The organism is Ruegeria sp. ABD4_443 (genome assembly GCF_056160865.1).
The window spans coordinates 1-24867 of record NZ_JBSWYA010000012.1 but is presented as its reverse complement, the minus strand read 5'-3'; the positions used below and the strand labels follow the sequence as shown (position 1 = coordinate 24867).

General features: G+C 61.2%; 24 protein-coding genes. 7 read left to right on the top strand and 17 right to left on the bottom strand.

All coding sequences use genetic code 11. The annotated features are described in order from the left end of the window. Positions 1-27: 27 nt before the first annotated feature. Together secB and ACXAG8_RS17190 are read right to left on the bottom strand one after the other, a co-directional pair. The gene (gene secB / locus ACXAG8_RS17195) at positions 28-528 is read right to left on the bottom strand and encodes a protein-export chaperone SecB (protein WP_475229822.1); all 501 of its coding nucleotides are present in this window, start codon (positions 526-528) and stop codon (positions 28-30) included. Positions 529-582: 54 nt separating this feature from the next. Continuing rightward, positions 583-1083: an FxsA family protein gene (locus tag ACXAG8_RS17190; RefSeq protein ID WP_475229819.1), complete on the bottom strand. Its 501-nt coding sequence runs from the start codon at positions 1081-1083 to the stop codon at positions 583-585. Positions 1084-1191: 108 nt separating this feature from the next. On the opposite strand from ACXAG8_RS17190, the gene ACXAG8_RS17185 reads away from it, so the two are divergent. From ACXAG8_RS17185 to ACXAG8_RS17175, 3 genes are read left to right on the top strand one after another with little or no spacing between them, the layout of a single operon-like run. Then, positions 1192-1851: a Tim44/TimA family putative adaptor protein gene (locus tag ACXAG8_RS17185; RefSeq protein WP_475229816.1), complete on the top strand. Its 660-nt coding sequence runs from the start codon at positions 1192-1194 to the stop codon at positions 1849-1851. Continuing rightward, on the top strand, positions 1848-2888 hold the full coding sequence (gene mltA / locus ACXAG8_RS17180) for a murein transglycosylase A (RefSeq protein WP_475229814.1): 1041 nt from the start codon (positions 1848-1850) through the stop codon (positions 2886-2888). Before ACXAG8_RS17185 ends, mltA begins: the two co-directional genes overlap by 4 nt. Further along, a complete protein-coding gene (locus tag ACXAG8_RS17175) occupies positions 2888-3475 on the top strand; it encodes a Smr/MutS family protein (RefSeq protein ID WP_475229811.1) in 588 nt (195 codons plus the stop codon). Before mltA ends, ACXAG8_RS17175 begins: the two co-directional genes overlap by 1 nt. Here ACXAG8_RS17175 and ACXAG8_RS17170 read toward each other — a convergent pair. From ACXAG8_RS17170 to hslU, 3 genes are all read right to left on the bottom strand, one after another. Next, entirely contained in the window at positions 3472-4692 is a 1221-nt protein-coding gene (locus ACXAG8_RS17170; protein WP_475229808.1) for an MFS transporter, read from the bottom strand. The genes ACXAG8_RS17175 and ACXAG8_RS17170 overlap by 4 nt on opposite strands. Beyond that, positions 4689-5786: an alpha/beta hydrolase gene (locus ACXAG8_RS17165; protein ID WP_475229805.1), complete on the bottom strand. Its 1098-nt coding sequence runs from the start codon at positions 5784-5786 to the stop codon at positions 4689-4691. Before ACXAG8_RS17165 ends, ACXAG8_RS17170 begins: the two co-directional genes overlap by 4 nt. A gap of 107 nt (positions 5787-5893) precedes the next feature. Continuing rightward, a complete protein-coding gene (gene hslU / locus ACXAG8_RS17160) occupies positions 5894-7201 on the bottom strand; it encodes an ATP-dependent protease ATPase subunit HslU (protein WP_475229802.1) in 1308 nt (435 codons plus the stop codon). A 202-nt stretch (positions 7202-7403) separates the two neighbouring features. Between hslU and ACXAG8_RS17155 the strand changes: the two genes are divergently transcribed. After that, on the top strand, positions 7404-8645 hold the full coding sequence (locus ACXAG8_RS17155; RefSeq protein WP_475229797.1) for an MFS transporter: 1242 nt from the start codon (positions 7404-7406) through the stop codon (positions 8643-8645). Here the strand turns inward: ACXAG8_RS17155 and hslV are convergent. Next, on the bottom strand, positions 8642-9199 hold the full coding sequence (hslV, locus tag ACXAG8_RS17150) for an ATP-dependent protease subunit HslV (protein ID WP_475229794.1): 558 nt from the start codon (positions 9197-9199) through the stop codon (positions 8642-8644). The two genes, ACXAG8_RS17155 and hslV, sit on opposite strands and share 4 nt — an antisense overlap. 196 nt (positions 9200-9395) lie before the next feature. Between hslV and ACXAG8_RS17145 the strand changes: the two genes are divergently transcribed. Then, a complete protein-coding gene (locus ACXAG8_RS17145) occupies positions 9396-9590 on the top strand; it encodes a DUF1127 domain-containing protein (protein ID WP_475229791.1) in 195 nt (64 codons plus the stop codon). A 131-nt stretch (positions 9591-9721) separates the two neighbouring features. Here ACXAG8_RS17145 and trxA read toward each other — a convergent pair whose 3' ends face one another. The 8 genes from trxA to regB all read right to left on the bottom strand — a co-directional run bounded on the left by trxA (position 9722) and on the right by regB (position 21566). Continuing rightward, positions 9722-10042 carry a thioredoxin gene (gene trxA, locus ACXAG8_RS17140; RefSeq protein ID WP_475229788.1) on the bottom strand — a complete coding sequence of 107 codons (321 nt, stop codon included), beginning with the start codon at positions 10040-10042 and terminating at the stop codon, positions 9722-9724. A 60-nt stretch (positions 10043-10102) separates the two neighbouring features. Beyond that, positions 10103-13462: a double-strand break repair helicase AddA gene (addA, locus tag ACXAG8_RS17135; protein WP_475229785.1), complete on the bottom strand. Its 3360-nt coding sequence runs from the start codon at positions 13460-13462 to the stop codon at positions 10103-10105. Then, positions 13459-16389, bottom strand: a complete 2931-nt coding sequence (gene addB, locus ACXAG8_RS17130) for a double-strand break repair protein AddB (protein WP_475229782.1) — start codon at positions 16387-16389, stop codon at positions 13459-13461. The genes addA and addB overlap by 4 nt, the downstream gene beginning before the upstream one ends. Further along, a complete protein-coding gene (locus ACXAG8_RS17125; protein WP_475229779.1) occupies positions 16382-17068 on the bottom strand; it encodes a nucleotidyltransferase family protein in 687 nt (228 codons plus the stop codon). Before ACXAG8_RS17125 ends, addB begins: the two co-directional genes overlap by 8 nt. Continuing rightward, positions 17065-18069, bottom strand: a complete 1005-nt coding sequence (locus ACXAG8_RS17120) for an aminoglycoside phosphotransferase family protein (protein ID WP_475229775.1) — start codon at positions 18067-18069, stop codon at positions 17065-17067. The genes ACXAG8_RS17125 and ACXAG8_RS17120 overlap by 4 nt, the downstream gene beginning before the upstream one ends. Beyond that, positions 18066-18539: a tRNA (adenosine(37)-N6)-threonylcarbamoyltransferase complex ATPase subunit type 1 TsaE gene (tsaE, locus tag ACXAG8_RS17115; RefSeq protein ID WP_475229772.1), complete on the bottom strand. Its 474-nt coding sequence runs from the start codon at positions 18537-18539 to the stop codon at positions 18066-18068. The genes ACXAG8_RS17120 and tsaE overlap by 4 nt, the downstream gene beginning before the upstream one ends. 41 nt (positions 18540-18580) lie before the next feature. Next, a complete protein-coding gene (locus ACXAG8_RS17110; RefSeq protein ID WP_475229766.1) occupies positions 18581-20089 on the bottom strand; it encodes a PAS-domain containing protein in 1509 nt (502 codons plus the stop codon). A gap of 79 nt (positions 20090-20168) precedes the next feature. Then, positions 20169-21566 carry a sensor histidine kinase RegB gene (gene regB / locus ACXAG8_RS17105; RefSeq protein WP_475229761.1) on the bottom strand — a complete coding sequence of 466 codons (1398 nt, stop codon included), beginning with the start codon at positions 21564-21566 and terminating at the stop codon, positions 20169-20171. A 90-nt stretch (positions 21567-21656) separates the two neighbouring features. Between regB and ACXAG8_RS17100 the strand changes: the two genes are divergently transcribed. Then, entirely contained in the window at positions 21657-22277 is a 621-nt protein-coding gene (locus ACXAG8_RS17100; RefSeq protein ID WP_475229757.1) for an SCO family protein, read from the top strand. Positions 22278-22362: 85 nt separating this feature from the next. After that, positions 22363-22917, top strand: coding sequence for an ActR/PrrA/RegA family redox response regulator transcription factor (locus ACXAG8_RS17095; RefSeq protein ID WP_475229754.1), 555 nt, complete (start codon positions 22363-22365; stop codon positions 22915-22917). Between the two features lie 45 nt (positions 22918-22962). Here the strand turns inward: ACXAG8_RS17095 and ACXAG8_RS17090 are convergent, their stop codons facing one another. From ACXAG8_RS17090 to ACXAG8_RS17080, 3 genes are all read right to left on the bottom strand, one after another. After that, a complete protein-coding gene (locus ACXAG8_RS17090) occupies positions 22963-23517 on the bottom strand; it encodes a tetratricopeptide repeat protein (RefSeq protein ID WP_475229749.1) in 555 nt (184 codons plus the stop codon). A gap of 170 nt (positions 23518-23687) precedes the next feature. Then, entirely contained in the window at positions 23688-23927 is a 240-nt protein-coding gene (locus ACXAG8_RS17085; protein WP_475229744.1) for a hypothetical protein, read from the bottom strand. Between the two features lie 167 nt (positions 23928-24094). Continuing rightward, entirely contained in the window at positions 24095-24637 is a 543-nt protein-coding gene (locus ACXAG8_RS17080; RefSeq protein WP_475229741.1) for a hypothetical protein, read from the bottom strand. Positions 24638-24867: the final 230 nt, after the last annotated feature.

Sequence of the window (24867 nt, the reverse complement as noted above, 5' to 3'; positions counted from 1 at the left end):
CGGATCAGGCGCGTGCCACGGGATCAATCAGGCGTCTGATTTCTGCGCCTGCTCGCTTTGGCGGCGCATCAGTTCGTTGCGGTACAACGCGACAAAGTCGATTGTGTCCAGGTTGACCGGCGGATAGCCCCCATCGCGGGTGACGTCGCTGACGATGCGGCGCAGGAACGGGAACAGCATGCGCGGACATTCGATCATCAGGAACGGGTGCATCTGGTCTTCGGGAACGCCTTCGACATGGAACAGGCCGCAATAGTCGATCTCGAACAGGAACAGGATGTCTTCCAGCCCTTTGGCCTTGGACTTGAGGTTCAGCTTGATCGATACTTCGAACTGGTGGTCGGCCTGGCGCTTTTTGGCGTCCAGGTTCACCTGAACGGAAATCTCGGGCTGAACATCGCCCGAGACGCCTTTTTGCGCCATTACGTTTTCAAAGGACATGTCGCGAATGAACTGTCCCAGGACACGCATCTGGATCTGCGGGGCTGCCTTGGCCGCTGTGTTTTCGGCGGCGCTTTCTTCGGTCATGGATCTACTCCGGGAATGAATTTCGCCACTGCTTAACAAGTTGGGCCGGGCACCTCAATGCTGGTGGGGGCCTTCGACCCATTTCGATGGCTTCGCGGGGTCCTTGCGCGGCCGAACCTCGGTGAATTCCCCGTCAATCACGTCGTCGCCGCCAAAAGGGTCACCGGCCGAACGGAATTCAGCGCCGCCGCCCATCTGGAAATGGGCAACCGTCACCCGCGACCGGATATAGCGAAACACCGCCACGCGAATGGCGGGAACCAACAGCGCAAACCCCATGGCATCGGTGAAAAACCCCGGCGTCAGCAGCAAGGCGCCCGACAGCAAGATCATGGCGCCATGGGCCAACGGTTCGGTCGGGTCGTCCAGTTGCGCAAAGGATTGCTGCAATTGGCCCAGCGCCATGCGACCTTGTGTCCGCACCAGGGTTGTCCCCAGAACAGCGGTCAGAACCACGATTCCAAGCGTTGGCCACAGGCCGATCAGCCCGCCAACCTGGATGAACAGGGCGATTTCGATGATCGGCACCAACAAAAATGCCAAGAACAGGTACATTTGCGCTATCCTTTCCGCAGAGCCGGGCTGTGGACTTGCCACCAACTGTCACCTACATAGTGGCAGGAGGCCGCATACACAAAGTCTCGGTTCTGAAATGAGGACGAAATGAATTCACCCCTGATCCAGCTTCTGGTGCTGGCCGGTATCGCGATTTTCCTGATCCTTCGCCTGAAAAGCGTGTTGGGGACGCGGGAAGGTTTTGAAAAACCGCCGCTTCAGCAACAGCCCGAGGCCAACAAGTCGCGGCGCGATTTCGAAGTAATCGAAGGCGGCCCCGACCCGGACATCACCGACCATGTCGCCGAAGACAGCGACCAGGCGCAGACGCTTACGGCGATGAAACGGGTCGAGCCCAGTTTCTCGGTCAGCGAATTCGTACAGGGTGCCCGCGGCGCATACGAGATGATCGTGATGGGTTTCGAAAAAGGCAACCTGGACGAGATCCAGCCATTCCTGTCCGAAGAGGTGTTTGAAACCTTTGTCTCCGTTGTCGCCGCGCGCGAAGATCAGGGTCTGACCATCGAGGCCGAGTTTATCGGTGTGCGTGAAACAACGCTGGCGGATGCCCGTTTCGACAAGGACACCAACCAGGCCGAAATCACCATGCGTTTTGTCGGAGAGCTGACATCGGTTGTCCGCGATCGCGGCGGTGACATCATCGAAGGCAACCCGAACACGGTCAAACGCCAAAAGGACAGCTGGACCTTTGCCCGCGTCATGGGCACGAATGATCCGAACTGGCTGCTTGTCGCCACGGACGCATGATTGCCGCGCTTCGGTCGCTTGTCCTGGGGGGTCTCATGACCATCTCCGGCGCAGCCGGGGCCGAGGTGACGCGGACCATCCTGTCGTTTGACGATCTTGACGGTTGGGCGGATGATGATCATCCGGCCGCTCTGTCGGTGTTTCTGAACACATGCAGTGATCTGGGCGACCCGGATTGGAGGGCGTTGTGTTCCGCCGCGCGGGCCAGCGCGCCCGACGCGGCGCGGTCGTTTTTTGAACTGTTCTTTCGTCCTGTTCTGATCGAGGACGGCGCGGCGGGCCTGTTTACCGGGTATTTTGAACCCGAACTGGACGGGTCCCGTACCCGGACGGACACCTATCGTTACCCGCTTTACCGCCTGCCGCCCGAGGCACGGAATGCGGGCGCGTGGCTTAGCCGCCGCGATATTCTGAGCAACGGCGTTCTTGACGGCCGGGGTTTGGAAATCGCCTGGGTCGATGACCCGGTCGAGCTGTTTTTTCTGCAAATCCAGGGCTCTGGCCGGATAAGGCTGCCGGATGGCAAGGCGTTGCGGGTGGGGTATGGCGGTGCCAATGGTCATCCCTATCGGTCGATCGGGGTCGAGATGGTGCGCCGGGGTATCCTGGGCTCGCACGAGGTCAGCGCCCAGATGATCCGCAGCTGGGTGCGCAAGAACCCCGAAGCGGGCGCGGAATTGTTGCTGCACAACCCCTCATATGTCTTTTTTCGCGAGGTGACGCGCGTGGCACCGGAATTCGGGCCCCTGGGTGCGATGAACCGGTCCGTCACCGCCATGCGCAGCATTGCCGCCGACCCGGCGTTTACCCCGCTTGGTGCGCCGGTCTGGGTGGAAAAGGATGGCCGCGACCCGTTGCGCCGCCTGATGATCGCGCAGGACACTGGGTCCGCGATCAAAGGGGCACAGCGCGCTGACATATTCTTTGGCACCGGTGACAGGGCGGGCCAGGAGGCCGGACAGCTGAAAGACCCGGGCCGGATGGTCGTGCTGTTGCCGATCCAGCGCGCCTTTGCCCTGTTGCCGGACGAGTTCTGATGACGCGGCGCAAACTGACAGCCGAGGAAATCGAACTGTGGCGCAAGGTGGCAAGGCGGGCTGAAAAGCTGCACCCCGAGCTTCCGCAGAACATTCACCCCACGACCCTGCCCCGGCCCAAACCGTCCAAGTCACCCAAACCCAGGGTCGAACAGTTCGAGCTTGGCCAGAAGGCACCCGCAAGGCCATCAGGGCACAACCTGAAACCTTCGATCACGGAACAGATGCGGGCCACTCCGGTACAGATGGACCTCAAGGCGTTTGGCCGGATGAAACGCGGCAAGCTAAAGCCCGAAGCGCGGCTGGACCTGCATGGAATGCGCGTGGATACCGCGCATCCCGCACTGATCCGGTTTGTTCTGTCCTCGCAGGCGTCGGGGAAAAGGCTGGTCCTTGTGATTACCGGCAAGGGCAAGGATCGTGATGGGCCAGGTCCGATCCCGACGCCGCGCGGCGTGTTGCGGAACCAGGTGCCGAACTGGCTGTCGCTGCCGCCCCTGGCGCAGGCCGTTTTGCAGGTGACACCGGCCCATATCAGCCATGGCGGCGACGGGGCCTATTACATCTATCTGCGCCGGGGCCGTTAAAGCCGCCGCATTGCCTGTCGGATGCCTATGCCCGCCGCGATGCAGACCAGGCCGAAATACCCCGCGATCCACAGGAACTGATGGGTCAGCGATACGCCCGCATCAATCAACACCCCGGTCAGGCCCGGACCGATTGCCGAGCCAAGCACCATGACGGCGGCCGCCATCGCCTTGATCGCCCCGATATGGCGGGTCCCATAAAACTCTGCCCAAAATGCGCTGGGCAGCGTGCTGTTGGCGCCGACGGTCAGCGCCAGAAAGAACAGGCCCGCCAGCGCCCCGCCGATCGAGCTGGTTGCCGACAGCACGGCAAACCCCACGGCCATGGGCACTTGATAGACGGGCATCAACCGGGCCGTGCCCCATCTGTCCAGCGCCCAGCCTGCTGCAAACATCGCAAGGATGGATACGCCGGTATAGACCGGGAACATGGCCACAAGTTCGATATGCAGCCATCCTTTGACCTGCGCCAGGTGGACCTGGTGAAAGAAAAAGGCGGTGATGAATGCCGACGGTCCCAACAATGCGGGCATCAGGAACCAGAATAGCGGGTCCAAAAGGGCTTCGCGCCGTGTCCAGTGCCGCCCGGACATACCCGTTGCCGCATAGGATTGCGCCAGGCTCTGCGGCGTGCGCTCGGCCCGGAGAAGGCGCAAAAGCGCCGGTACGCCCAGCACCGTTATCGCGGCGGTCGCGATCCACAGCCAATGCCAGTCGAACACCCCCATCGCGGCAACGAACACCAGCGGAAGAGCCGCCTCGCCCAGGGCAAAGCCCAGCGAGGCAATCGACAGCGCCCTGCCCCGTGTCGTGGTAAACCACCTTGTCATGGCTACCAGCGCGATGTGGCTGCTCATTCCCTGGCCAAACAGCCGCAGCAGGAAAACCACCACCGGCAACAGCAAAAGCCAGCTGTTTATCGCCATCAAAATGCAGGCCAGCGCCAACCCGATCAGCACCACGGGGCCCAGAACCCGCACGCGGAACCGGTCGGTCAGGCCGCCGGCCCATACCATCACGATGGCCGAAACCGTGGTCCCCAGGGAATACAGCCCGCCCCAGGCGCCGTGGCTCAGGCCAAAGGCAGAACGGATTTCGCCGGAAAAGATCGAGATAAAGAAGGTCTGCCCGAAACTTGACAGAAAGGTCAGCAGGATACCCGCACCCAGCCAGCGGGCGTTTTGCGTCAGGTACTGGCGCAGCCCGGTTTGGGTCACGGCGAGCTGACCTGAACCTGTCCGTCTTCGGTCAGGACAACCTCGGTCGCGCCAACCCCGATTTGGTCCTCGGCGGGAACCAATGACGTGATTGCGGGCCTGTCCGGCCCGAATGTCGAGCTGACCTTGCGGGCCGAGTTCAGCAGGGACAGCAACGCCGGAGAGGTCGCCGCGACAAAATGCGAGGACCCGGCATCGCCGCTAAAGGCCGTGGTGTCGATAATATTGATGGGATAGCTTGCAAGCTTGTCGATCGACCCGATATTGCCCAGCCGTTCGCTGTTGGCGGTCCCCCTGAGCCGGGTCGAGACATTCAGAACCTTGTCTTTCTTCGACACCATAACCACAAAAGGATCGGGCGGCGATTTGATGGCGTCCATCTGAGACCGGAAAAGGTCGACATCCAGATCGGGCGAAATCAGGATGACGCCTTCGAGGTTTCGCCGTGACCAGCCAGGTTCGCGCAGCTCGGCCTGCCGCATCATTTCCATCGACAGGGCGCCGCCCATCGAATGGGCCACAAGGACCACGCGTTTGACGCCACTGGATTTCAGCAACCTGATGGTTTCTTCCAGCCCGTCGCGGGCAAACAGCATACTGTCCAGATCATAGGCATAGCCATAGCCGGTGGCCCGGCTGGGCCAGGAATAGATCAGGGTGGTGCCGGGGATGCCGATATCATGTGACAACTGCGCCGCCCGAAACGCCGTTTCGGTCTGGGTGGCGTTGTAGCCATGCACAAAGACGGTCACTTCGTCCGCGCCCTGCACCCTGTCCTTCAGACTTTGGGGGCCGGGAAATTCGGTAGCGCCGGCCAGGACGAATTGCTTGTGGGGATTTGGGTTTGCATAGGAAAAATCCAGGCTTCCCGGCGTATGCCGCGGCGGGATGGATACGGTCATTTCCAGAAACCGCAATTCCTGTGCGCGGCGGAACCCATAGGTTCCGTCCCCCTCGCGGGCGCGGGTGGTCGCGGCAAGCAAGACCTGGGGTTTTCCAACCTCCAGCGCCGATGGCATCACGACGGAAACCGTCCTGTCCACGCAGGCACTTAGCGACATGGCCGCCAGCATCAGGATGAAATAGCGTATCACGGATATTTCCCAAGAAATCGTGCCGCTACGCTATCTATTTTCTGCCGCGCGTCCAGTGCGGCAGGCCCTCGGGCCCGCGGGTCAGCAGCGGGAAATGGCTGAAACTGTTACAACACGTAACGGCTGAGATCAGAGGATTTGGTCAACTCACCCAGGTTTTCGGCGACAAAGCCCGCGTCGACAACGATATCCGTTCCGGCCCTGTCGGGTGCGGCAAAGGACAGTTCTTCGAACACGCGTTCCATCACGGTGTAAAGACGCCGCGCGCCGATGTTCTCGACACTTTGGTTCACATCCGCCGCGATACGGGCCAGGGCGGCAATGCCGTCTTTGGTAAAGCTGACGGTGACATCTTCGGTGCCCATCAGCGCGGTGTATTGCCGGGTCAATGCGTTGTCGGTTTCGGTCAGAATACGTACGAAATCTTCCTCGGTCAGCGCGCGCAGCTCGACCCGGATCGGCAACCGGCCCTGAAGTTCCGGCAACAGGTCCGACGGCTTGGCGATATGGAACGCACCCGAGGCAATGAACAGGATGTGGTCGGTTTTCACCGGACCGTGCTTGGTTGAAACGGTTGTGCCTTCGATCAGCGGCAGCAGGTCACGCTGGACCCCTTCGCGGCTGACATCGCCGCCGCGTGCGTCCGTTCGGGCACAGACCTTGTCGATCTCGTCCAGGAAAACGATGCCGTTCTGTTCGACGGATTCCAACGCCACGCGGTTGACGGTTTCATCATCCAGCAGCTTGTCGGCCTCTTCCCCGATCAGCGCATCATAGCTGTCGGCGACGGTCATCTTGCGCTTGACCGTGCGCCCACCGAACGCTTTTCCGAAGATATCGCCCAGATTCATCATGCCCATCTGGCTGCCGGGTTGACCGGGGATGTCGAACATCGGCATGGGGCTTGATGTGTCCGACAGCTCAAGCTCGATCTCGGTGTCGTCCAGCTCGCCCGCTTTCAGCTTTTTGCGGAACATCTCGCGCGTGGCGTCGCGGGCATCGGCGCCTGCGATGGCTTCGATCACGCGATCCTCGGCGGCCTGATGGGCGCGGGCCTTGACATCCTCGCGCATGTATTCGCGGGTCTGGATGATGGCGGCATCCGCCAGGTCGCGCACAATCTGTTCCACGTCACGCCCGACATAGCCGACCTCGGTGAACTTGGTAGCCTCGACCTTGATAAAGGGCGCGCGGGCCAGTTTCGCCAGGCGGCGGCTGATTTCGGTCTTGCCGACACCGGTGGGGCCGATCATCAGGATGTTCTTGGGGTAAACCTCGTCCCGGATGTCATCCGGCAGCTGCTTGCGCCGCCAACGGTTGCGCAGGGCCACGGCCACGGCACGCTTGGCGTCTTTCTGTCCGATGATAAAACGGTCCAGTTCCGAGACAATCTCGCGCGGGGTCAGGTCGGTCACGGGGCGGTCCTTTCGGTCGGCTGGCATTTCATCGGGATTAGTTAGGCACGGAGCGTACAAAAACAACCAACCCACGGTGTCTGGCTGCCGTGGTTAACAATGCGCCGGAATCTTTGCAAACCTAATCGCACATGCGCGGCTTAGGTGAATTGGCCCTGCTCTGTTAAGGTGGCCGCACCATCACACGCAACCGGAGCGACAGATGAGCAAGATTGCCAAGATCACCCTGCTGTTCGTCGTGTTTGTAGACCTGATTGGACAGGGGTTGGTCTTTCCGATCATCAACTCGCTGATCATGGAGACCAAGTCAGGGTTTTTGCCGGACAGCACACCGATGGGGCGGCGGCATTTCTATTATGGCCTGGTTATCGGGTGCTTTTTCCTGTCGTGGTTCCTGGGTGTCGTCTATGTCTCGAAGGTTTCGGATTCCATCGGGCGCAAGAATGCCTTGCTGGTGTGCCTGGCCGGAGCGCTGGCAGGATATGCGATTACGATCGCGGCCCTGTACCTCAACAGTCTTATGCTGCTGATCGTGGGGCGGTCGATCACCGGGTTTACCGCAGGAAACCAGCCCATCGCGCAGGCCGCCATGATCGACGGCAGCACCGATGCCGCCGACCGCGACCGCAACATGGGGTATATCGTGACCGGTGTCAGCTTTGGCCTGGTCGGAGGGCCGATCATCGGCGCGGTTCTGTCGGATGCCGCGCTGCTGGGCAGCTATGCGACCCTGAAAATGCCGTTCTACGGCGCGTTTGTCCTGGTCCTGATCGCGATTATGCTGGTTCTGTTCTTCTTCCACGACACCAGAACCGAGCGCGCCGCATTTGTTTTCCGCCCGCGCGATATAACCGACAGCCTGGTTGCGGTGTGCGAACATGACATGGTTCTGAAGATCCTGCCGGTCTATGCGTTCTTCATGATCGCCAATGTGACGTTTTACGTCTTTGTCGACAATTTCCTGACCAGCGCCTTTGGCTATGGCGTGATCGGCGGCAGCATGGCCATGGTGGTCATCGGGTTTGCCCTGGCCTTTTCCAGCACATTCCTTGTGAAGCCCGCGCAGGAACGGTTCAGCAAGCACCGGATCATCCTGACCTCGTTGGTGACCATGGTGATCTGCGGGTTGGCCTTTGCCTTCAGCCCCAGCGGCATCTTCAGCTATGTGCCGGTGTTCTTTTTCTATTTCCTGTTCGGGATCGCCTATCCGACGCTTTTGGGGCTGTTCTCGTCCGCCGTCAGCGAGGCGGATCAGGGCTGGGTCATGGGCGTCACAACCGCGGTCTTCTGCCTGGCGGGGGGCATCATGTCCCTGATTGGCGGTGGATTGATGAGCGTTGACATCCGGTTGCCGTATTACATCGTCATCCTGGCCGCGATCCTTGGGCTGATCGGAATGCAGCGGCGGTGGAAGGGCAAAGAGATTGCCGCGCTGCTGAATTAGGCCGTAATCGTTTCGACCGTCAGCTTGCCATTGGTATAGACACAGATATCGGCAGCGATGGCCATGGACTGACGGGCAACCTCTTCGGCGCTTTTGTCGCTGTCCATCATGGCCCGCGCCGCAGCCAGCGCAAAATTCCCGCCCGACCCGATGGCTGCGACGTTGTGTTCCGGTTCAAGCACGTCACCGGCGCCGGTGATCACGAACAGGTCCGCGCCATCGGTGACGATCAACATCGCCTCGAGCTTTTGCAGGTATTTGTCGGTGCGCCAGTCCTTGGCCAGCTCGACCGAGGCACGGGCCAGTTGGCCCGGCGTTGCCTCAAGCTTGGCTTCAAGCCGTTCAAGCAAGGTAAACGCATCCGCGGTTGATCCCGCGAACCCGGCGACAATCTCGAACCCGCCAGGGGATAGGCGGCGAACCTTGCGCGCGGTTCCCTTGATCACGGTCTGACCAAGGCTGACCTGACCGTCACCGGCAATCACGACCTGCCCCCCCTTTTTGACGCCGATAATCGTCGTGCCATGCCATCCGGGAAAGTCGGTATCCGCCATGAAAGCCTCCGTTTCGTTCGGCGTCCTATATGGGCCGCGCGCGCCGGTGGTGCAAGCGTTCATAAACCGCACAAAAGATATGCAGCCAGCGCATTTCGGGGTTACCAGGACAGCAATTGTGAGATTTTGGGATTGGGATTAGATGGACAGCACAACCGACGATGGGTCGGCTGTTTCAGTTGAAAGGAATGCGCAAATGGCAACGACTGCAAATATTCATGCGCCGCTCGGAGCAGCTAGTATCCTGCATGTAGTGGACGCGTTCATCCGTGTTTTCGACTTCGGCGTTCAATGGAACGACTCGCGCAAGACACGCAAAGCTTTGGACGGGCTTTCGGACGCACAGCTTGACGATATCGGCCTGTGCCGCGCGGATATCAACAAGCTGTAAGCCGCACGACAACCGATTGAGATGGCCGTCTGAATTTCAGGCGGCTTTTTCATTTTCAGGCGGGCCTATATGTTGGCCCAACAAAAAAGGCGCCCGAACGGGGCGCCTTTGTTTTTGCGGTATCGGCAAAGTCAGATGGATTCGTCGATCCAGCTTTGCAGTGCGGCCTTGGGGGCTGCGCCTGCGCGGTTGGATACGACCTGGCCGTCCTTGAAAATGAACAGCGCGGGAATACCGCGTACGCCCATCGCGGCCGCCGCGTTGGGGTTGCTGTCCACGTCTACCTTGGCAATCTTGATCTTGCCGCCATATTCCGTGGCCAGCTCTTCCAGGGCGGGCCCGATCTGTTTGCACGGGCCACACCACTCGGCCCAGAAATCAACTACGACGGGGACGTCCGAGTTTTTGACCTCGGCGTCAAAAGTATCGTCAGTTACGGCAACGGTCGACATGATCTGTCTCCTGAAAGGGAAATGCTTGGGATCAGAACCTAGGTGCCCCACAAGGGGAGGTCAAGATATGTGGGCGTCGCTTAAGGAGGCCGTCACAAGATCGTGTGGCAGCCACATCAGATGCGCGGTGCGCGTCCACAAGATACCGGTTTTTATCTGGCGATCCGGGTAAATCTGCGACAGCGCCTGCTTATAAGCCACCATCTGCCGCAACAGACCCACGGGACAGGCTTGCGGGGTGTCGGGGACCGTGGCGTTTGACTTGAAGTCGATTGCCTGAACTTCGGTCCGGGTAACGATCAGGCGGTCGATCACACCATGCATCCTGCGCCCCAGCAGGTCCGCCGTGACCGGAACCTCGGCCAGCGTTCCGGGCGCAAACAGTTTCGCCAGATGCGGTGCTTCAAGGACCGCTGTCGCCTCGGTCATTAGGCCATGGCGGTCGGCGTCGGCCATGTCCGGCAACAGGCGGGTGCCAAGCTCTGGCCACGCTGCCCGGTCTGCCATCGGCAAATGTTCCAGCAGCAGGTGGATCCGGGTTCCGCGCAGCTTGGCGGCGTCTTCGTCCAGGCCCGCGTCGCCGGGCAATGCCTTGGCCCCGCCAAGTTCAGATGGGCTGAGCGTTGCGGGCGCGAGCGCAGGCGCACTGGCCGGCTGCCAAAAAACATCGGGCAGGGTTTCCGGCCCGACCGCGGATTGGTTCTGATCGACCAGAGGCAGCCCGCCCCAGTCGCCATGGGTCAGCCTGCGCATGGCGGTCCCGTCAAGCAGTGTCGCCCCGGCTTTGGTCATGGCGTCGTCAACCATGCTGTACCAGCTGGTGCCATCCTTTCCGATATCGCCGGCGGCGGCGACGATCAGCCATTTTTCCGCCCGTGTCAGAGCCACATACAGCAGTCTGAGGCGCTCATTCTCTTCGCGGGTTCTGGCGTCCTGCCGGGCGCGGGCAATCAGCGCGGGCGACGCGGCTTGCGGCACTTTCCACACGGGCATCCCATCGGCCATCATGATCTCGGCATCTCTGGCTGCGGTCCGCTTGCCCGTGTCGGGCAGGATGACGATGGGGGATTCCAACCCCTTTGACCCATGAACGGTCATGACGCGGATCATGTCCCCGACGCCGGTCATCTGCCGTTTGATTTCAAGGTCGTCCGTCTGCATCCAGACCAGAAAGCCGGTCAGGCTGGGGATGTCGGTCCTTTCGTAGGCCAGCGCCTGCGACAACAGGGCGTTGATCCCGTCCTCGGCCTCGGCCCCAAGTCGCCCCAGCAAACGCCTGCGCCCATCGTGGCGCGTCAGAATACGCTCGATCAGATCATAGGGCCGCAAAAAGTCGATCTGGCGCAGCAAGTCATCCACGATCGCCATGGTCTCGGGGTATTCTTCGGCCCGGTCCCGCAATGCGGCCCACAGGAATTTGTCGGTCCGGCGATGGGCCAGGTCGAACAATTGCTGTTCGGTCCAGCCAAACAGCGGTGATTTCAGCGCTTCCGCCAGCGCCAGGCTGTCCTCGGGCGTGGCGAGAAAGTTCAACAGCGCCGCCAGATCCTTGACCGCAAGTTCCGCGCCAACCTTCAGGCGATCGGCCCCGGCGATGGGCAGGCCCAGGGATTTGCAGGCGCGGATAATCTCGGCAAACAGGTCCGACCTGCGCTGAACCAGGATCAGGAAATCCCCGGGGCGGACCTTGCGACGGACAAATGTACCAGTCGTCGGCCCGTCGTCGGGAATGGTCTCGCCAGATGCGATCATGTCCCTGATCTTTTCGGCAACCTGTTCGGCCAGAACCACCGTATGATGGCGGGCGCCGGGACGGTCGACGGGATCGGTCCAATCGCCGGAATCGTCATCCTGGACCTTTTCGACCACGGGCCAGATGTCCACGCGGCCGGGCAGATCGGCTTTGAACGCGCGGTGCAATGCGTCCTTGTGAAACCCGGCATCTGTTCGGTTTTCGAACAGATGATCAACCAAAGACAGGATCGCGCTTGAGGATCGGAACGAATGTTCCAGCGTGGATTCCCACAGTTTAGAGCCTGATTCCGCCAGTTTCCGCCCAAACTCTGCCTGCATGCGGTCAAATGCCTGCGGGTCGGCACCCTGAAAGGAATAGATCGATTGTTTCTTGTCGCCGACCACGAAAATCGTGCGCTCAACCCCCGACCGGGCCCCTTCCCCGCTGGTGAACTCTTGCGCCAGCTTTTCGATCACATCCCATTGATCGGGGCTGGTGTCCTGCGCCTCGTCCACAAGGATGTGGTCGATCCCTCCATCGAGGCGGTACAGGACCCATTCGGCCACCGCCGGATCATTCAAAACCTGCCGCGCGCGCAGGATAAGGTCATCGAAATCCAGCCAGCCACGTCGTTGCTTGCGCCGTTCGTATTCGGGCAGAAAGGTTGCGGCGAACCGGTGCAACACGGCTGTCTTTCGTGCCGCCGCCAGCGCCAGCCGGTTTTCGCGCGCCGCCTCAACCCGCAGCATCAGGGCGTTCAAGGCGGGCATCCTGTCCGCCAGCACGCCTTCGCGCAGCGCCTTGGTGGGGAATTTATCGGCTTTTGCGGTGAACGGTTCCTTGCTCGAGGTGCCGGTCAACAGGACGTTTTCCAGTATCGCAAGGCTGCTGAGGTCCGCCGCAGCAACAGCGCCAAGCTTGGCGGCAGCCTTGGCGTTGTTGCCACCGCTTTCGATCATCGCAGGCAGCATTGACCGGATCATCTCAAGCTCGCCGCCAAGAAAGACCTGATCCAGCAGTTGGGCCTCGTCAAACGTTTCTGGCAGTCCAAACCGGGCCAGCAGGTCGCCCCACCCCAGCGGATGCGCGAACTGGTTGCGTTTATGGGTGATCGCGGCGGTCAGGCTGTCAAACCCGGTATCGGTGATATGGCGGGCAACGTCGGCAATAAGCCCGGCCTGCTGCCCGCCGGCCAGGTCTTCGACGATCTCTTCGCGCAACAGGGATGCGGCGCGGTCCTCCATTTCCGCGAATTGGGGGCTGACCCCGGCCTCAAGCGGAAACCGGCGCAGCAGCGACGCGCAGAACGAGTGGATCGTTTGGATCTTAAGGCCACCGGGCGTTTCGATGGCGCGTGCAAACAAGGTTCGCGCCTGCGCCAACCGGTCAGGATCAATGACATCCTGCACGCCCAGATCGGTCAGTTGCCGCATCAGGTCGCCATCCCCCAGCATCGCCCATTCGCCCAGACGCTTGAACAGCCGGTTCTGCATCTCGCTGGCTGCGGCCTTGGTATAGGTCAGGCACAGGATGTGCTGCGGCTGCACCCCGTCCAGCAACAGGCGCGCCACGCGGTCGGTCAGAACCCGCGTCTTGCCGGACCCCGCATTGGCCGCCAGCCAGGTCGAGGCGTCGGGGCGTGCGGCCTGTACCTGCCGCTCGGTCGCGTCATTGCGTGCGCTCATGTCAGGTCCTCGGGTGTGGCGGCGTCGGTCCGGTCCCATTCGCCGAACCGGGCGAGATGGTCGTAATCGCCAATATCCGAATCCCGAAACAGCGCGCGGCGCGAGGAAAACCCCTGATCAGGCTCTAAATAGGCCGAAATCAACTGTTTCAGCTCTGACAGGACCTTGTCCGTTGGCTCGGTCCCTAGGGGGGCGGGCATTTCCTTATAGGTACCGCCGACCCCGATGAACACGGCCTGCGCAACAGGCGTCGGGTCCAGCCCGTCGATCCCGCCCTGCTCGGCTATTGCGGCTTCGACCAGCAATTGCTTGTCGAACTTGGCCTGCACCGCCTCGGTTGGAAGGGTGCCGGTTTTATAGTCAATGATGCGCAGCGCCCCGGTGCGGGTCCTGTCGATCCGGTCGGCGCGACCGGAAATAGTGAAATCCAGCGGGGCCAGAACATGGTTCAGCTTTGCCTCAAAAGCCACGGGCCCGCCATCGTCATGTCGTGCACCCTCGGCCCGAAGAAAAGCGTCGGCAATCGCTTCGAGGCGGGTCAGCCACAGGATACGTGCGGTTGGCCACGCGACCTGTGCATCCAAAAGGGCACCGGCCCGTTTCAGGAAGTTCTCGCGCGTCAGCAGGCTGGCATCCAGAACGCTGTCGCGCACGAACCCTTCGAGTATTTCGTGAACAACATTGCCACGCAGCAACGCGTCCGGCGCCTGCACCAGCGGGTTCAGCGGCCTGAGCTTCAGGACATGCTTGGCATAGATGGCATAGGGATCACGGATCAGCCGCTTGATTTCGGTCACCGAAAGGCCGCGTGGGCGCGATGAGACAGGCGGCCGTGGCGAAGGCCGGTGTGCAGGCGCCAGGTCCGGGGCGTCTTCCAGGGCGTCGGCCCATTGCAGCCACGTCTTGCCCCGGCGGCGCATGTCCTGCACCGCCTCGGGCCCGCCCTGGCCGGGAAGGCCCTGCAACAGGTTGGTCAGGCGGTTCAGCCATCTGGAGGGAACCGTTTCCGCATCATCGGACCGACATGAGCGGGTCAGCCAGACCTCGGGCGCGGCAATGGCCTGCTGATAATCATGGGCCGACAGTCCGATCCGCCGTTCCGGCAGCAACAGGCCAGCCTGATCGCGCATCTGGCGGTTCAACCAGGGATCGGGCGCGGCGACCTCGGGCCAGCTGCCTTCGTTCAACCCGCCGAGGATCAAAAGATCGGCGCCTTGAACCCGCGCCTCAAGCGTGCCCCAGATCATGATCCCCGGATGCGCCGCGTCGCGGTCGCGAACCTCTTCGCCCGCAAGAAGGGCCCCAAGCAAGTCAGCAAAGTCGCGGGCATCCATCGAACCGCCATGCGGGGCTTCGCGTTCAAGCGACTCCAGCACCGAAAGCGCCTTTTGCCCGGCGTTCTTGTCCCACAACGTCCCCGCACCGGCCCCCTCGGTTCCGGCCGAAATCGCCTCGGCCAATTGGCGCAGGCGCGGGACCCATTCGGTCAGCGGATGTTCCCCACCGATATGCTGATTGCAGAACCTGTCCTGAACCCAGCCCATCCAGGCATCAGGGATCGCCTTGCGCGTGGCCGCGGCATTCAGCCCCTCGGGGTCGGGGAAAGGCAGACCATGCCGCCGTATGTCCAGTTCAAGGTCACGCGTGTGCCGCAGGTGATCCCCGCGATCGCCGACACCGTGACACAGCGGGTGCTTCAGCAGGGTCAGCAGCGCCTCGGCATCCAGCCGCCGGGCAAACAGGCCCGCGACATGGCGCAGGAAACGACCGGGTGGCGATAATTGCAGCGGCAGGCCGGCGCTGTCATCCGGTACGATGTTCCAGCGATCCAATGCGGCGCTGACCTGCCGTGTCAGCATCCGATCCGGTGTGATCAGGGCGGCCGTCTGGCCGGTTGCGACGGCCTGGCGCAAACGCAGGGCGATGGCCAGCGCCTCGGCGCGGGGTGATTGTGCCTCGACCAGGGTCAGGTCCTGGGTGGCGGGGCCCAGGTCTTTCAGTTCCGGGCCTTCATTCATCCAGGAATCGGTGATGGGCGCGGGACGCAAAGACAATGAGATCAGCCGGTTACGGGACTGCGACGGAGGTTCGTCATCTGTCCAGCGTTCAACCTGACCGGGGTCGATGTTCAGGCTGTGCATAAGCTTGCGAAACCGGAATTGCGGATGGTCTTCTGCCGACAACGCCTTGTCCAGACGAGACCAGACCTGATCGGGTTGTTCGAAATCAAACCCCGGCAACACCAAGGCCCCCTGCGGCAGGGCCGCAACGGCCTGCATCAGCATCAGCGTGGTGCCGCGCGACCCGGTCGACCCGGCCAATATGACGGGATGTTCGGGGGGCGCGTCGCGCCAGCCTGCAATCAGCGCTTCGACGATGCGGCGCTGCCGGGCCTGGGCGTCCATCGCCTCGGGCCCGGCATTGATGAAACGGTCGGCAATGCCGATGAACGCCTGCGCTCGGGCCCAATGGCCCGACAGGTCGCTGACGTCCAGTTGCCGGATGGCATCAGGGGTCACGCCCTCGCCCTGCATTTCATCGATCAGCGCGGCCAGGCTGTCAGACAGGTCAAAAACAGAGGACCGCGCGGCCAGGTCCGGCTGGCGGTCCAACAGGCCCGAGATCAGCTGCGTCAGCTCCAGCCTTCGGCGCAATGGCGCAATGGCAGGCGGGACATGCGCAAGGTCTGTTCGTTCGCCCAGGTCCGTAAGCAGCGAAATCCGGGGCAAAAGGCAGGGCGGTCCCTGGTCGAACAGGTCGCGGATACGGCGGGACATGCGGCGCGTGTTGACCACCAGTTGAACCCGCGCCAGCGCCTCGGGCGGTTGATCAGCGCACCGAGCCCGCAGGCCGTCAACCAGAACGCGCGGGAAATCCACGCCAGGCGGGGCGGCGAAGACGCGCGGGACGGATGTGGCTTCAAACATTCGCCAGCAGCCCTTCGGCCAGTGCGATCCCTTCGGGCCGTCCGACATCGCACCACCGACCGGGATATTGCAGCGCGTAAAGCCGTCCGCTGGCCTGCATCCGGTCCCAAAGCAGGTTCAGCGAAAAGGCTGTGTCGGGGATGTCATGCAGGTCATCGGTTTTCAGGATCTGAATGCCGCCATAAACCAGCCCCGGACCGCGCGTGACCCGCCCGGATTGGTCCAGCGTGAAATCGCCCTGACCGGCATGCCCAACGGTTTGCGCAATGGGAACGCACATCAGCAACCCATCCATTTTGGCCGGGTCCCAATGGTCCCGCAGGGCAATCAGCGGGTTGGGTCCGGCCCAGATCGCGTCGGTGTTCATCGTGAAAACCGTGTTTGCACCCAGCAGCGGCAAGGCCGCCCGCAAGCCGCCCCCGGTTTCCAGAATGTCAGGATCTTCTCGCGAGATCAGGACATCGCGCGGCGCCAGATGGGTTTCAAGCTGATCCGCGAGATAGTGAACATTGGCCACCACGCGCATGGGTTCCAGATCCTGGGTCAAATCCAGCGCATGGTCGATCAGGGGCTTGCCGGCAACCTCGATCAAGGGCTTGGGCCGGGTTTTGGTCAACGCGCCCATACGCGTTCCGAAACCGGCGGCAAACAGCATGACGGCATCCGGTTCGCGGGTCATTGCGGTTTCAGCCGGGACAGGTTTTCAGGCGTGGGTTCCGGCAATGCGGCGCGCAACAGATCCGCCACCGGGACCAACGCGGGATGTTCGAGGTCTCGCATCAGATGCGCCCAGGTCTGCGGGATCATGTCCGCGTAATGCGGTTTGCCGTATTCGGTGGCCAGCCGGGCGAACACGCCCAGGATGCGCAGGTTGCGCTGGGCGCCAAGCACGCTGTAGGCCGTGCGAAAATCATGCGCATCGGACCCGGTTGCCGCGATGTAGCGGTCGATCATGCGCATCTCGATAGCGGCAGGAACATCGCGCCGCACATCCTGAAGGAGCGACACCAGGTCATAGGCCGGATGCCCCAGCATGGCGCATTGAAAATCCAGCAACCCGACCCGCGCAATACCCTTGCGATCGGGCAACCAGATCAGGTTTTCAGCGTGGTAATCACGCTGGACCACCACCCGTTTGCCCGGCGTTTCCCTGTGCAAAATCTCGGAAAAGCGGTGGTCAAAACGATCCAGCGCATCGGTGTCGCAGGTGCCCAGGATGCCTTGGGCATATTTGGTAAAGGCCAGCGCGGCCAGTTCGGTCATCAAGGCCGGATCATAGCTGTCCACAGACAGAACGGGCGCTGCGTGCAAGTGCACCAGAACATCGGTCGCCGCCTCGTACAGCTCGCGTTCCTTGCCAGGGTCTTTCTTCAGCACGCGGGCAAAAAGGTCGTCGCCCAGATCCTCCAGCAAGAGAAACCCGAACTCGGCGTCTTCGGCATAGATTTCCGGCGCGCTGAGGTTCTGCGACCGCAAGTAATTCGCAACCCGGACAAAGGGGCGAACGTCCTCGCCTTTTTCGGGCGGGGCGTCCATCAGGACCGCGGTGCGCCCCGTGTCGGGATCGGTCAACCGTTCATACCTGCGGTTCGAGGCGTCCCCGGCCAGCGGCGCGCACGTGGCGTTCGCCCAGGGTGTCCGTGCAATCAGCGCTTCGGCCAGAACTGCCCTGTTGGTCATGCAATGGTCTCCAGCTTTTCAGTCCATTTCGGGTCGGTCCATGTCACGGTCACGACGCGTGTATCTTCGGCCTGGTCCGGTTCTGTCCGGAAATCCAGTGTCAGCGCCGAGGGCGGCCGCGCCGAGCCCAGCCGATCTGGCCATTCGATCAGGCAGATGGCGGTGTCAAAGGCCTCGGTCAGACCCAATTCATCAACTTCTTCGGCTGCGGTCAGGCGATACAGATCGGCGTGCCAGATTTCGCCCAGCTCTGTGTCATATTGCTGAACCAGCGTGAATGTCGGCGACGGCACGTCCTCGGGATCGGTCATTGCCGCCTGGATCAGGCTGCGTGCGAAATGGGTTTTGCCACTGCCGATAACCCCGTTCAGCAACAGGATGTCCCCCGGCGACAACCGGTCCTTGATCCGGGTGGCAAGAACGGCGGTCTCATCCGGGGATGTCAGTGTCAGGGCAAGCGGCGCGGTCATGGCGGCACAATGGACCTGTGGCGGGATGGCTGCAACCCGGTTCAGGCCCGGATTTTCTGCAATACGCTGTTTCTGACAGCCGGTTGTTCCTGCGAAAAGCGAACGATGGTTGCGCCGTTTTGCATGGGGTTGACCGAGCATGTCAACGCGGTCCCGTCGCGGGTGCGAATTTCGGCGGACCAGTCTGCCCGTTTGTCCCGCATCGCGACAAAGTCGCGAATCTCGCCTAGGACCGGCGTTGCCAGGCAGTTCTGTTGCCAGTGGCGGGTGACATCCAGAACGGTTGCGGGCTCGAACCCGACCTCGTCACTTTCGCCCCACAGCCTGTGATAGGCGTGGTTGGTGAAGGCCAGTGTCCCGTCATCGGAAAACACGGCAATTGCATCGGCCAGACGGTCCAGGATGGACTGCATCAGGTCCATCTCGGACCGGAACCGGCGCGTCAGGGTGATTTCTGCGGTTATGTCTTCGAACAGAAAGGCGACCGCACCGTCCGGATGCGGCCTGCCCCGCACCGAATAGACCGAGCCGGACGGCAGCGACCAGGTTTCCTGGTAATTCCCGTCCTGCGCGGCTTCGAGCAGCGCGTTCATCTGGTCGCGCCACCCGCGATAGTTCTTGGGCTCCGGCATCATGTGCTGGTCGCGCAAACGGTCGAAAAAGCTGGACAGGCTGGGGCGGCAGCTCAGGAAATCTGGGGGCAGTGTTGTCAGGTCGATCAACGCCGGATTGAACAGGGCCAGTTGCCGGTTGCGGTCAAAAATGGCCAGCCCGATGGACAATTGCGCAAAGGTCTTTGTCATGGTCTGAACGAATTTGCGCTGGGCTGTTTCCGCCTCGACAATGGCGTTGATGTCAACGGCATAGCACAGCCTGCCCTCTTCGCGGTCGACATAGGTCAGGTCATACCAGAGTTTGCTTTTGCTGCCGTCGACCGGAATGGATTGACGCGTCTTTTTGCCGGACAGGGTTTCCTCGCCGCCTGTGGGAAACAGGGGGTCGGTCAGGTCCGTATCCTGACCGCGGGCCTTGCGAACCAGGGCGACATAGGCGGCGTTGCACCAGCGTACCGTATCGGTGTTATCCAGAAGCCAGACAGGGTAAGGTGCCGTTTCCATGGCCAGGCGGATCGGGTCATCGGGGTCGCGCGTTTTGGGCGCCGGCGCCCCGGAAAGGTCGCGCAGCTGCACCCGGACGATGCCGTCGATCCATTCGCACAGAACCTCACGCTCGACCGTGAAATCAATTGCCGAGACCACCAGGTTGCCCCGGTCGCGCACGATATCGGGCGTGTCGGGAAAGGCAGGAAAGTCACGACGCAGCAGGCGGCGCAAATCGTCCCAGTCGGACACGGATTCAAACCCCGAAAGCGCAATGTCCGAATGGCTGATCAGGCGATCCCCGTCGAAAAGGAACACCGCATCGAACAGCGATGACGGCGACAGCAGTCCGAACGTATCGCTGCGATTGCGTCGCCGTGGCAAAAGCCATTGTACAGCAAAGCCCGAGGAAACAAGGCTGATTGCGGCCAGAATGATCCAGTCGGCCATGTATGTCCCTGCCCCGTTGAAAACGCGGTTCACTATGCTGGGCAATGGTTAACAGGGCCTTAACGCCTGACGTCGATCTTCAGGCGTGGATGCGTTGGTTTGCGCCGGACGGAACCGGCGTGTCGCCGGTCTGGGCATCGACCAGATTGCGCGGCCAGGTCACACGGACAATCGCGCCGCGCCGGTCCGGCTGGTCCGTAAGCGTCTGGTAGGGGTCCGCGCCATTGGCAAAGTCCAACCCTGCCCCGCTGCGTTCCAGCAGCGTCTTGGCGATGAACAGGCCAAGCCCCATCCCTTCGTATTCCGGCCGTGCCTGCCCGTCGGTTTCGGTCCGGCGGCTGCGCATGAACGGGTCGCCGATACGGCCGATCACATGGGATGGATAGCCCCGGCCGTCATCCATGATGCTGACCGTGATACGCTGCGGGGTCCATTCCGCCTCGACCCAAACTTCGGACCGGGCAAAATCAACCGCGTTCTGGATCAGGTTACGCAAACCGTGGATGATTTCCGGTTTGCGCAGGATCGAGGGTTGCTGAACATCGCCCTCTTCCACCGGACCTTCGTCGAAATGGACCAGCTTGCCGCGATGGATATGCGGCTCCGCGGCCTCGTGAATGACGGTTGACAGGGGCGCCTGCCTGAGATGCAGGTCGTCCTTTCCGGCCCGTCCCATATCGCGCAGGATGTCCCGGCACCGATCGGCCTGCTCGCGGATCAGGGCTGCGTCCTCTTTCAGGTCGGGGCGGTCGTCAAGCTCTTCGATCAGTTCCGCGCTTGTCAGCTTGATCGTCGCCAGCGGTGTGCCCAGCTCATGCGCGGCGGCGGCCACCACGCCGCCCAGATCGGTCAGCTTTTGTTCGCGGGCCAGGGCCATATGGGTTGCGGCCAGCGCCTCGGACATGGATTGCACCTCTGAGCTGACGCGGTGCGAATATGCCCCGAGAAACACAATCGCGATCACGATGGCGGCCCAGTTTCCGAACAACAAGACCTCGGGGATATCCAGAACCAGGCCCAGATCCGTCCGCAGCGGCATGTGGAACTGCGCCAGAAGCGTGGCCAGAACCACTGCGACGCTTCCGATGATCAGGGTCGAACGTGTGCTCATGACATTGGCCGAAATCGTGACCGGCCCGACCAGCAGCAGCGCAAAGGGGTTGTTCAGCCCGCCGGTAAGATACAGCAGGAACGAAAGCTGGAGCAGGTCGAACAGCACCATCAGAAAGTTCTCATACTCGGACAGGCGCTTGTTTCGCGGGAACAACAGGATCGCTGTGAGGTTGCCCATGACAGAAACGCCGATGGCCAGGAAACACAGCCCAAGCTCAAGCTGGACATGATAGGTATGCTGCGCAACCGTGATGGCGGTGATCTGACCGACAATCGCAACCCAGCGCAAAAGGATAAGCGTGCGCAGCCGGATCCAGCTGCTGCGCTCCTGCCCGCGCCAAAGACTGGTGTTGGAATCCTTCATCGGTCGACTATGTCCTGTTGCATCGGCTGATCATCTTGATAGGTGTCCCGGTCGAAACGATCAACAACCCCTTGACCCCGGATAACCGCCATGACCCGCCTTTATGCAATCCTTGCAACAGTTGTTCTGGCCGTCGGCCTGGGCGCCATGTGGCTGATGACACGCGGGGCGGGATCCGATGACCGGTTCGCCCAGTGCCGGTCCAGTCAGATTGCCGGCGGCACGGCGGCCATTGGCGGCCCGTTCGAACTGGTGAATGCGCAAGGCGAAACCGTCACAGACACAGACGTGATCACGGAACCGACCCTGATCTATTTCGGCTATACGTTCTGCCCGGATGTCTGCCCCCTGGACACGACACGCAATGCCGATGCCATCGATATTCTGGCCGAGCGCGGCCAGTCCGTAACCCCGGTTTTCATTTCCATCGACCCCGAACGCGACACCCCCGAGGTGGTCGGCGATTTTGCCTTCAACCTGCATGACAAGATGATCGGGCTGACCGGATCACCGGAACAGGTCAAGGCCGCAAGCCGCGCGTACAAGACCTATTTCAAGGCCCATGACAAAAGCGACGAATACTACCTGGTGGATCATTCGACCTTTTCCTACCTGGTCACCCCACAGGACGGTTTCGTCGAGTTTTTCAATCGCGACGACTCAGCCGAGGTGCTGGCCGACAAGATCGGGTGCTTTCTGGAAAAGATGTAACCGACACTGGCCGTTTGACCTTTGTCCCGGCGCTGCTATTACTCATGTCTGAGCCAAAGGCATGAAAAGCGGAAAGACCACAAATATGGCAGACAGTCCCCAGCGCGAAATCGGCCCCGATAAATCCCTGCTTCTGGTAGATGATGACGAGCCGTTTCTGAGGCGACTGGCAAAGGCCATGGAAAAACGCGGGTTCGAGATTGAAACGGCCGGGTCCGTTGCCGCCGGACGCGCCATCGCAACGGCCCGCCCGCCCGCCTATGCCGTGGTTGACCTGCGGCTTGAGGATGGCAATGGCCTGGATGTGGTCGAAGTCCTGCGCGAGAAACGCCCCGACAGCCGGGTCGTCGTTCTGACCGGGTACGGCGCAATCGCCACCGCCGTAGCCGCCGTCAAGATCGGCGCGACGGATTACCTGTCCAAACCCGCCGACGCCACGGACATCACCAATGCGCTGCTGGCCAAGGGCGACGAACTGCCCCCGCCCCCCGAAAACCCCATGAGCGCGGATCGCGTGCGCTGGGAACATATCCAGCGAGTCTATGAGCTGTGTGACCGGAATGTTTCCGAAACCGCGCGGCGCCTGAACATGCACCGCCGGACCTTGCAGCGGATTTTGGCGAAACGCAGCCCGCGGTAGCAAAGCGACGTCGGGATACCGGGCAGCTGCTTTTGAGTTTCCCACTCAAAAGAGCGGTGCATATTTCCAGTTGTCGGCGTCAGGCGTTACTTCGTCCAGATCGTAATCCGCGCCTTGAAGGCGTTTGGCAATCTCAAGCCCGTCCTTGGCTGCCTGATCGACATAGCGACGGCCCAGGGCCTCGTCTTGTGCAATGCCATGCCCACGCATCAAGTTCAGACCGTGATTGAAACGTCCGACCGGGTCGCCCGCTTCGGCGGCTTTTTGATCCCATTCTGCCGAGGCATCGGGGTTGTATTCGCCACCTAACCCGTTGTTTTCAAGCTGACTCATCCAGGTCATTGCCTTGGTGTATCCAGCCTCGGCGCATCGCCTGGTCAGCTTTCTTGCAAGCTCATGATTGTCGTTTTTCGTGACATTAATACCCAAAGAGCAAGTGACGGAATCAATAACGCCCATTTCGATCTTTCGGGTCAGCATTTCGCGGCCCGTATCCTGAGGATTCAGAATTCCCAGATCATCTTCAACAGTTACTGGCGGCTCTGCAGCGACCGTATTCGCCCAAAAAGCCACACATGTCATCAGCGCCAGGTGCCGCATGCCATGCCCTCCTATTGGGTAAGTATACCACCACGCAAAGCCCGGGTCATCGTTACATAAGTCGTATGCCCTGCAAGCCCGCGCTCAGAGCTGCGCCAACAACTTTTGGTGCCGCGCGTCGATGTTGTAGGAATGGCGCATTGGCTGCGCTTGCCCCTTTCCCCGCTTGGTTACGCGATACGCTCACAGGCCCTGCCGCCGATGAAACGGCCAACAGGACCGGCCAAATTGCCCAGCAGGTCAGTCAACGCGCCACGGTCCACGACATGCTCGGTTGTCAGGCAGGACTTGATCGCCAAATCGGAGTATCGCTGCTGACCACCGCGCTTTCCCGAGCGCGTGGCACACCATCCTGACACCACATCCCTACGCTGACGCAGCGCCTCGTTGTTTTCGGCCCAGTTCGTCACACGGTATTTTGCCTTCGCAAACTTATCCTGCCGCGGCGCATTGAATTCGAAAGGCACCCCAGCATCCCGAAGTCAGATCCAACGATCTGCTACCCGTCAGATGACATTCGTGAAACACGCTCGCGTAGCTTGGCTATACCCTTCAGATCTAGCTGGCATAGAACAAATCAGTCATTTCCCGAAGCGTGACCGTCCCAACCGGCTGCTCGCATCGCCTCTGTCAGATCCAAGACGCGTTCCGGGTCCGCAAAGGCTCTTCGCTTGATGCGCTCCAGCGGAAAGTCCGGCCATGTTTTCATGTAGATATCGGCCAGCCTGCGGGCCTCTTCATGGTCTCCATTGTTCCAATGGGCCGCCATGACATACGCCGCAGCGATAGGTCCAAATGGCCCGCCGCTTGTGATTGAATCTTCGAAAGACCTGATTGCACCGCCGTAATCGCCGGAATGAAACTGCGCCGCGCCCAAGGCATTCTCAAACACACTGCTCCGGTTGATCTTCGCCAGTTTCCGGTAATGATCGGTTTGGTCGAGTATTCTGCTCCACTCTCCGGTGTAAAGCGAGATCAGTGCATCAAACTCGACGATATGGGGGTCGTCTGGCGCAAGCGTTGAGGCGCGCTGAGATAGAAGCGAAGCTTTTCCATAATTTCCTATCGCAAATTCATACCAGGCCCGCGCTGACAGCGCCCATGGGGCATCAGGCTCCATACCAAGGGCCTTGGCGCTGTTTGTGTCTGCCTGACGTAGCAGATTTGTTTCCGAGGGTTGCCGCGACCCAACAATTGCCAACAGGGTTTCGACCTGCGCCGCGCCTGCGTATCCGCCGAAGTACAGCGGATCCCTGTCCTGTCTGACGTCAGCGCCCACCGGACAAATTTAGGGGTTTGAACAACGGAGGATTTCTGGTTCATCGAAGCCATTATGGAGCGAAGATGAAC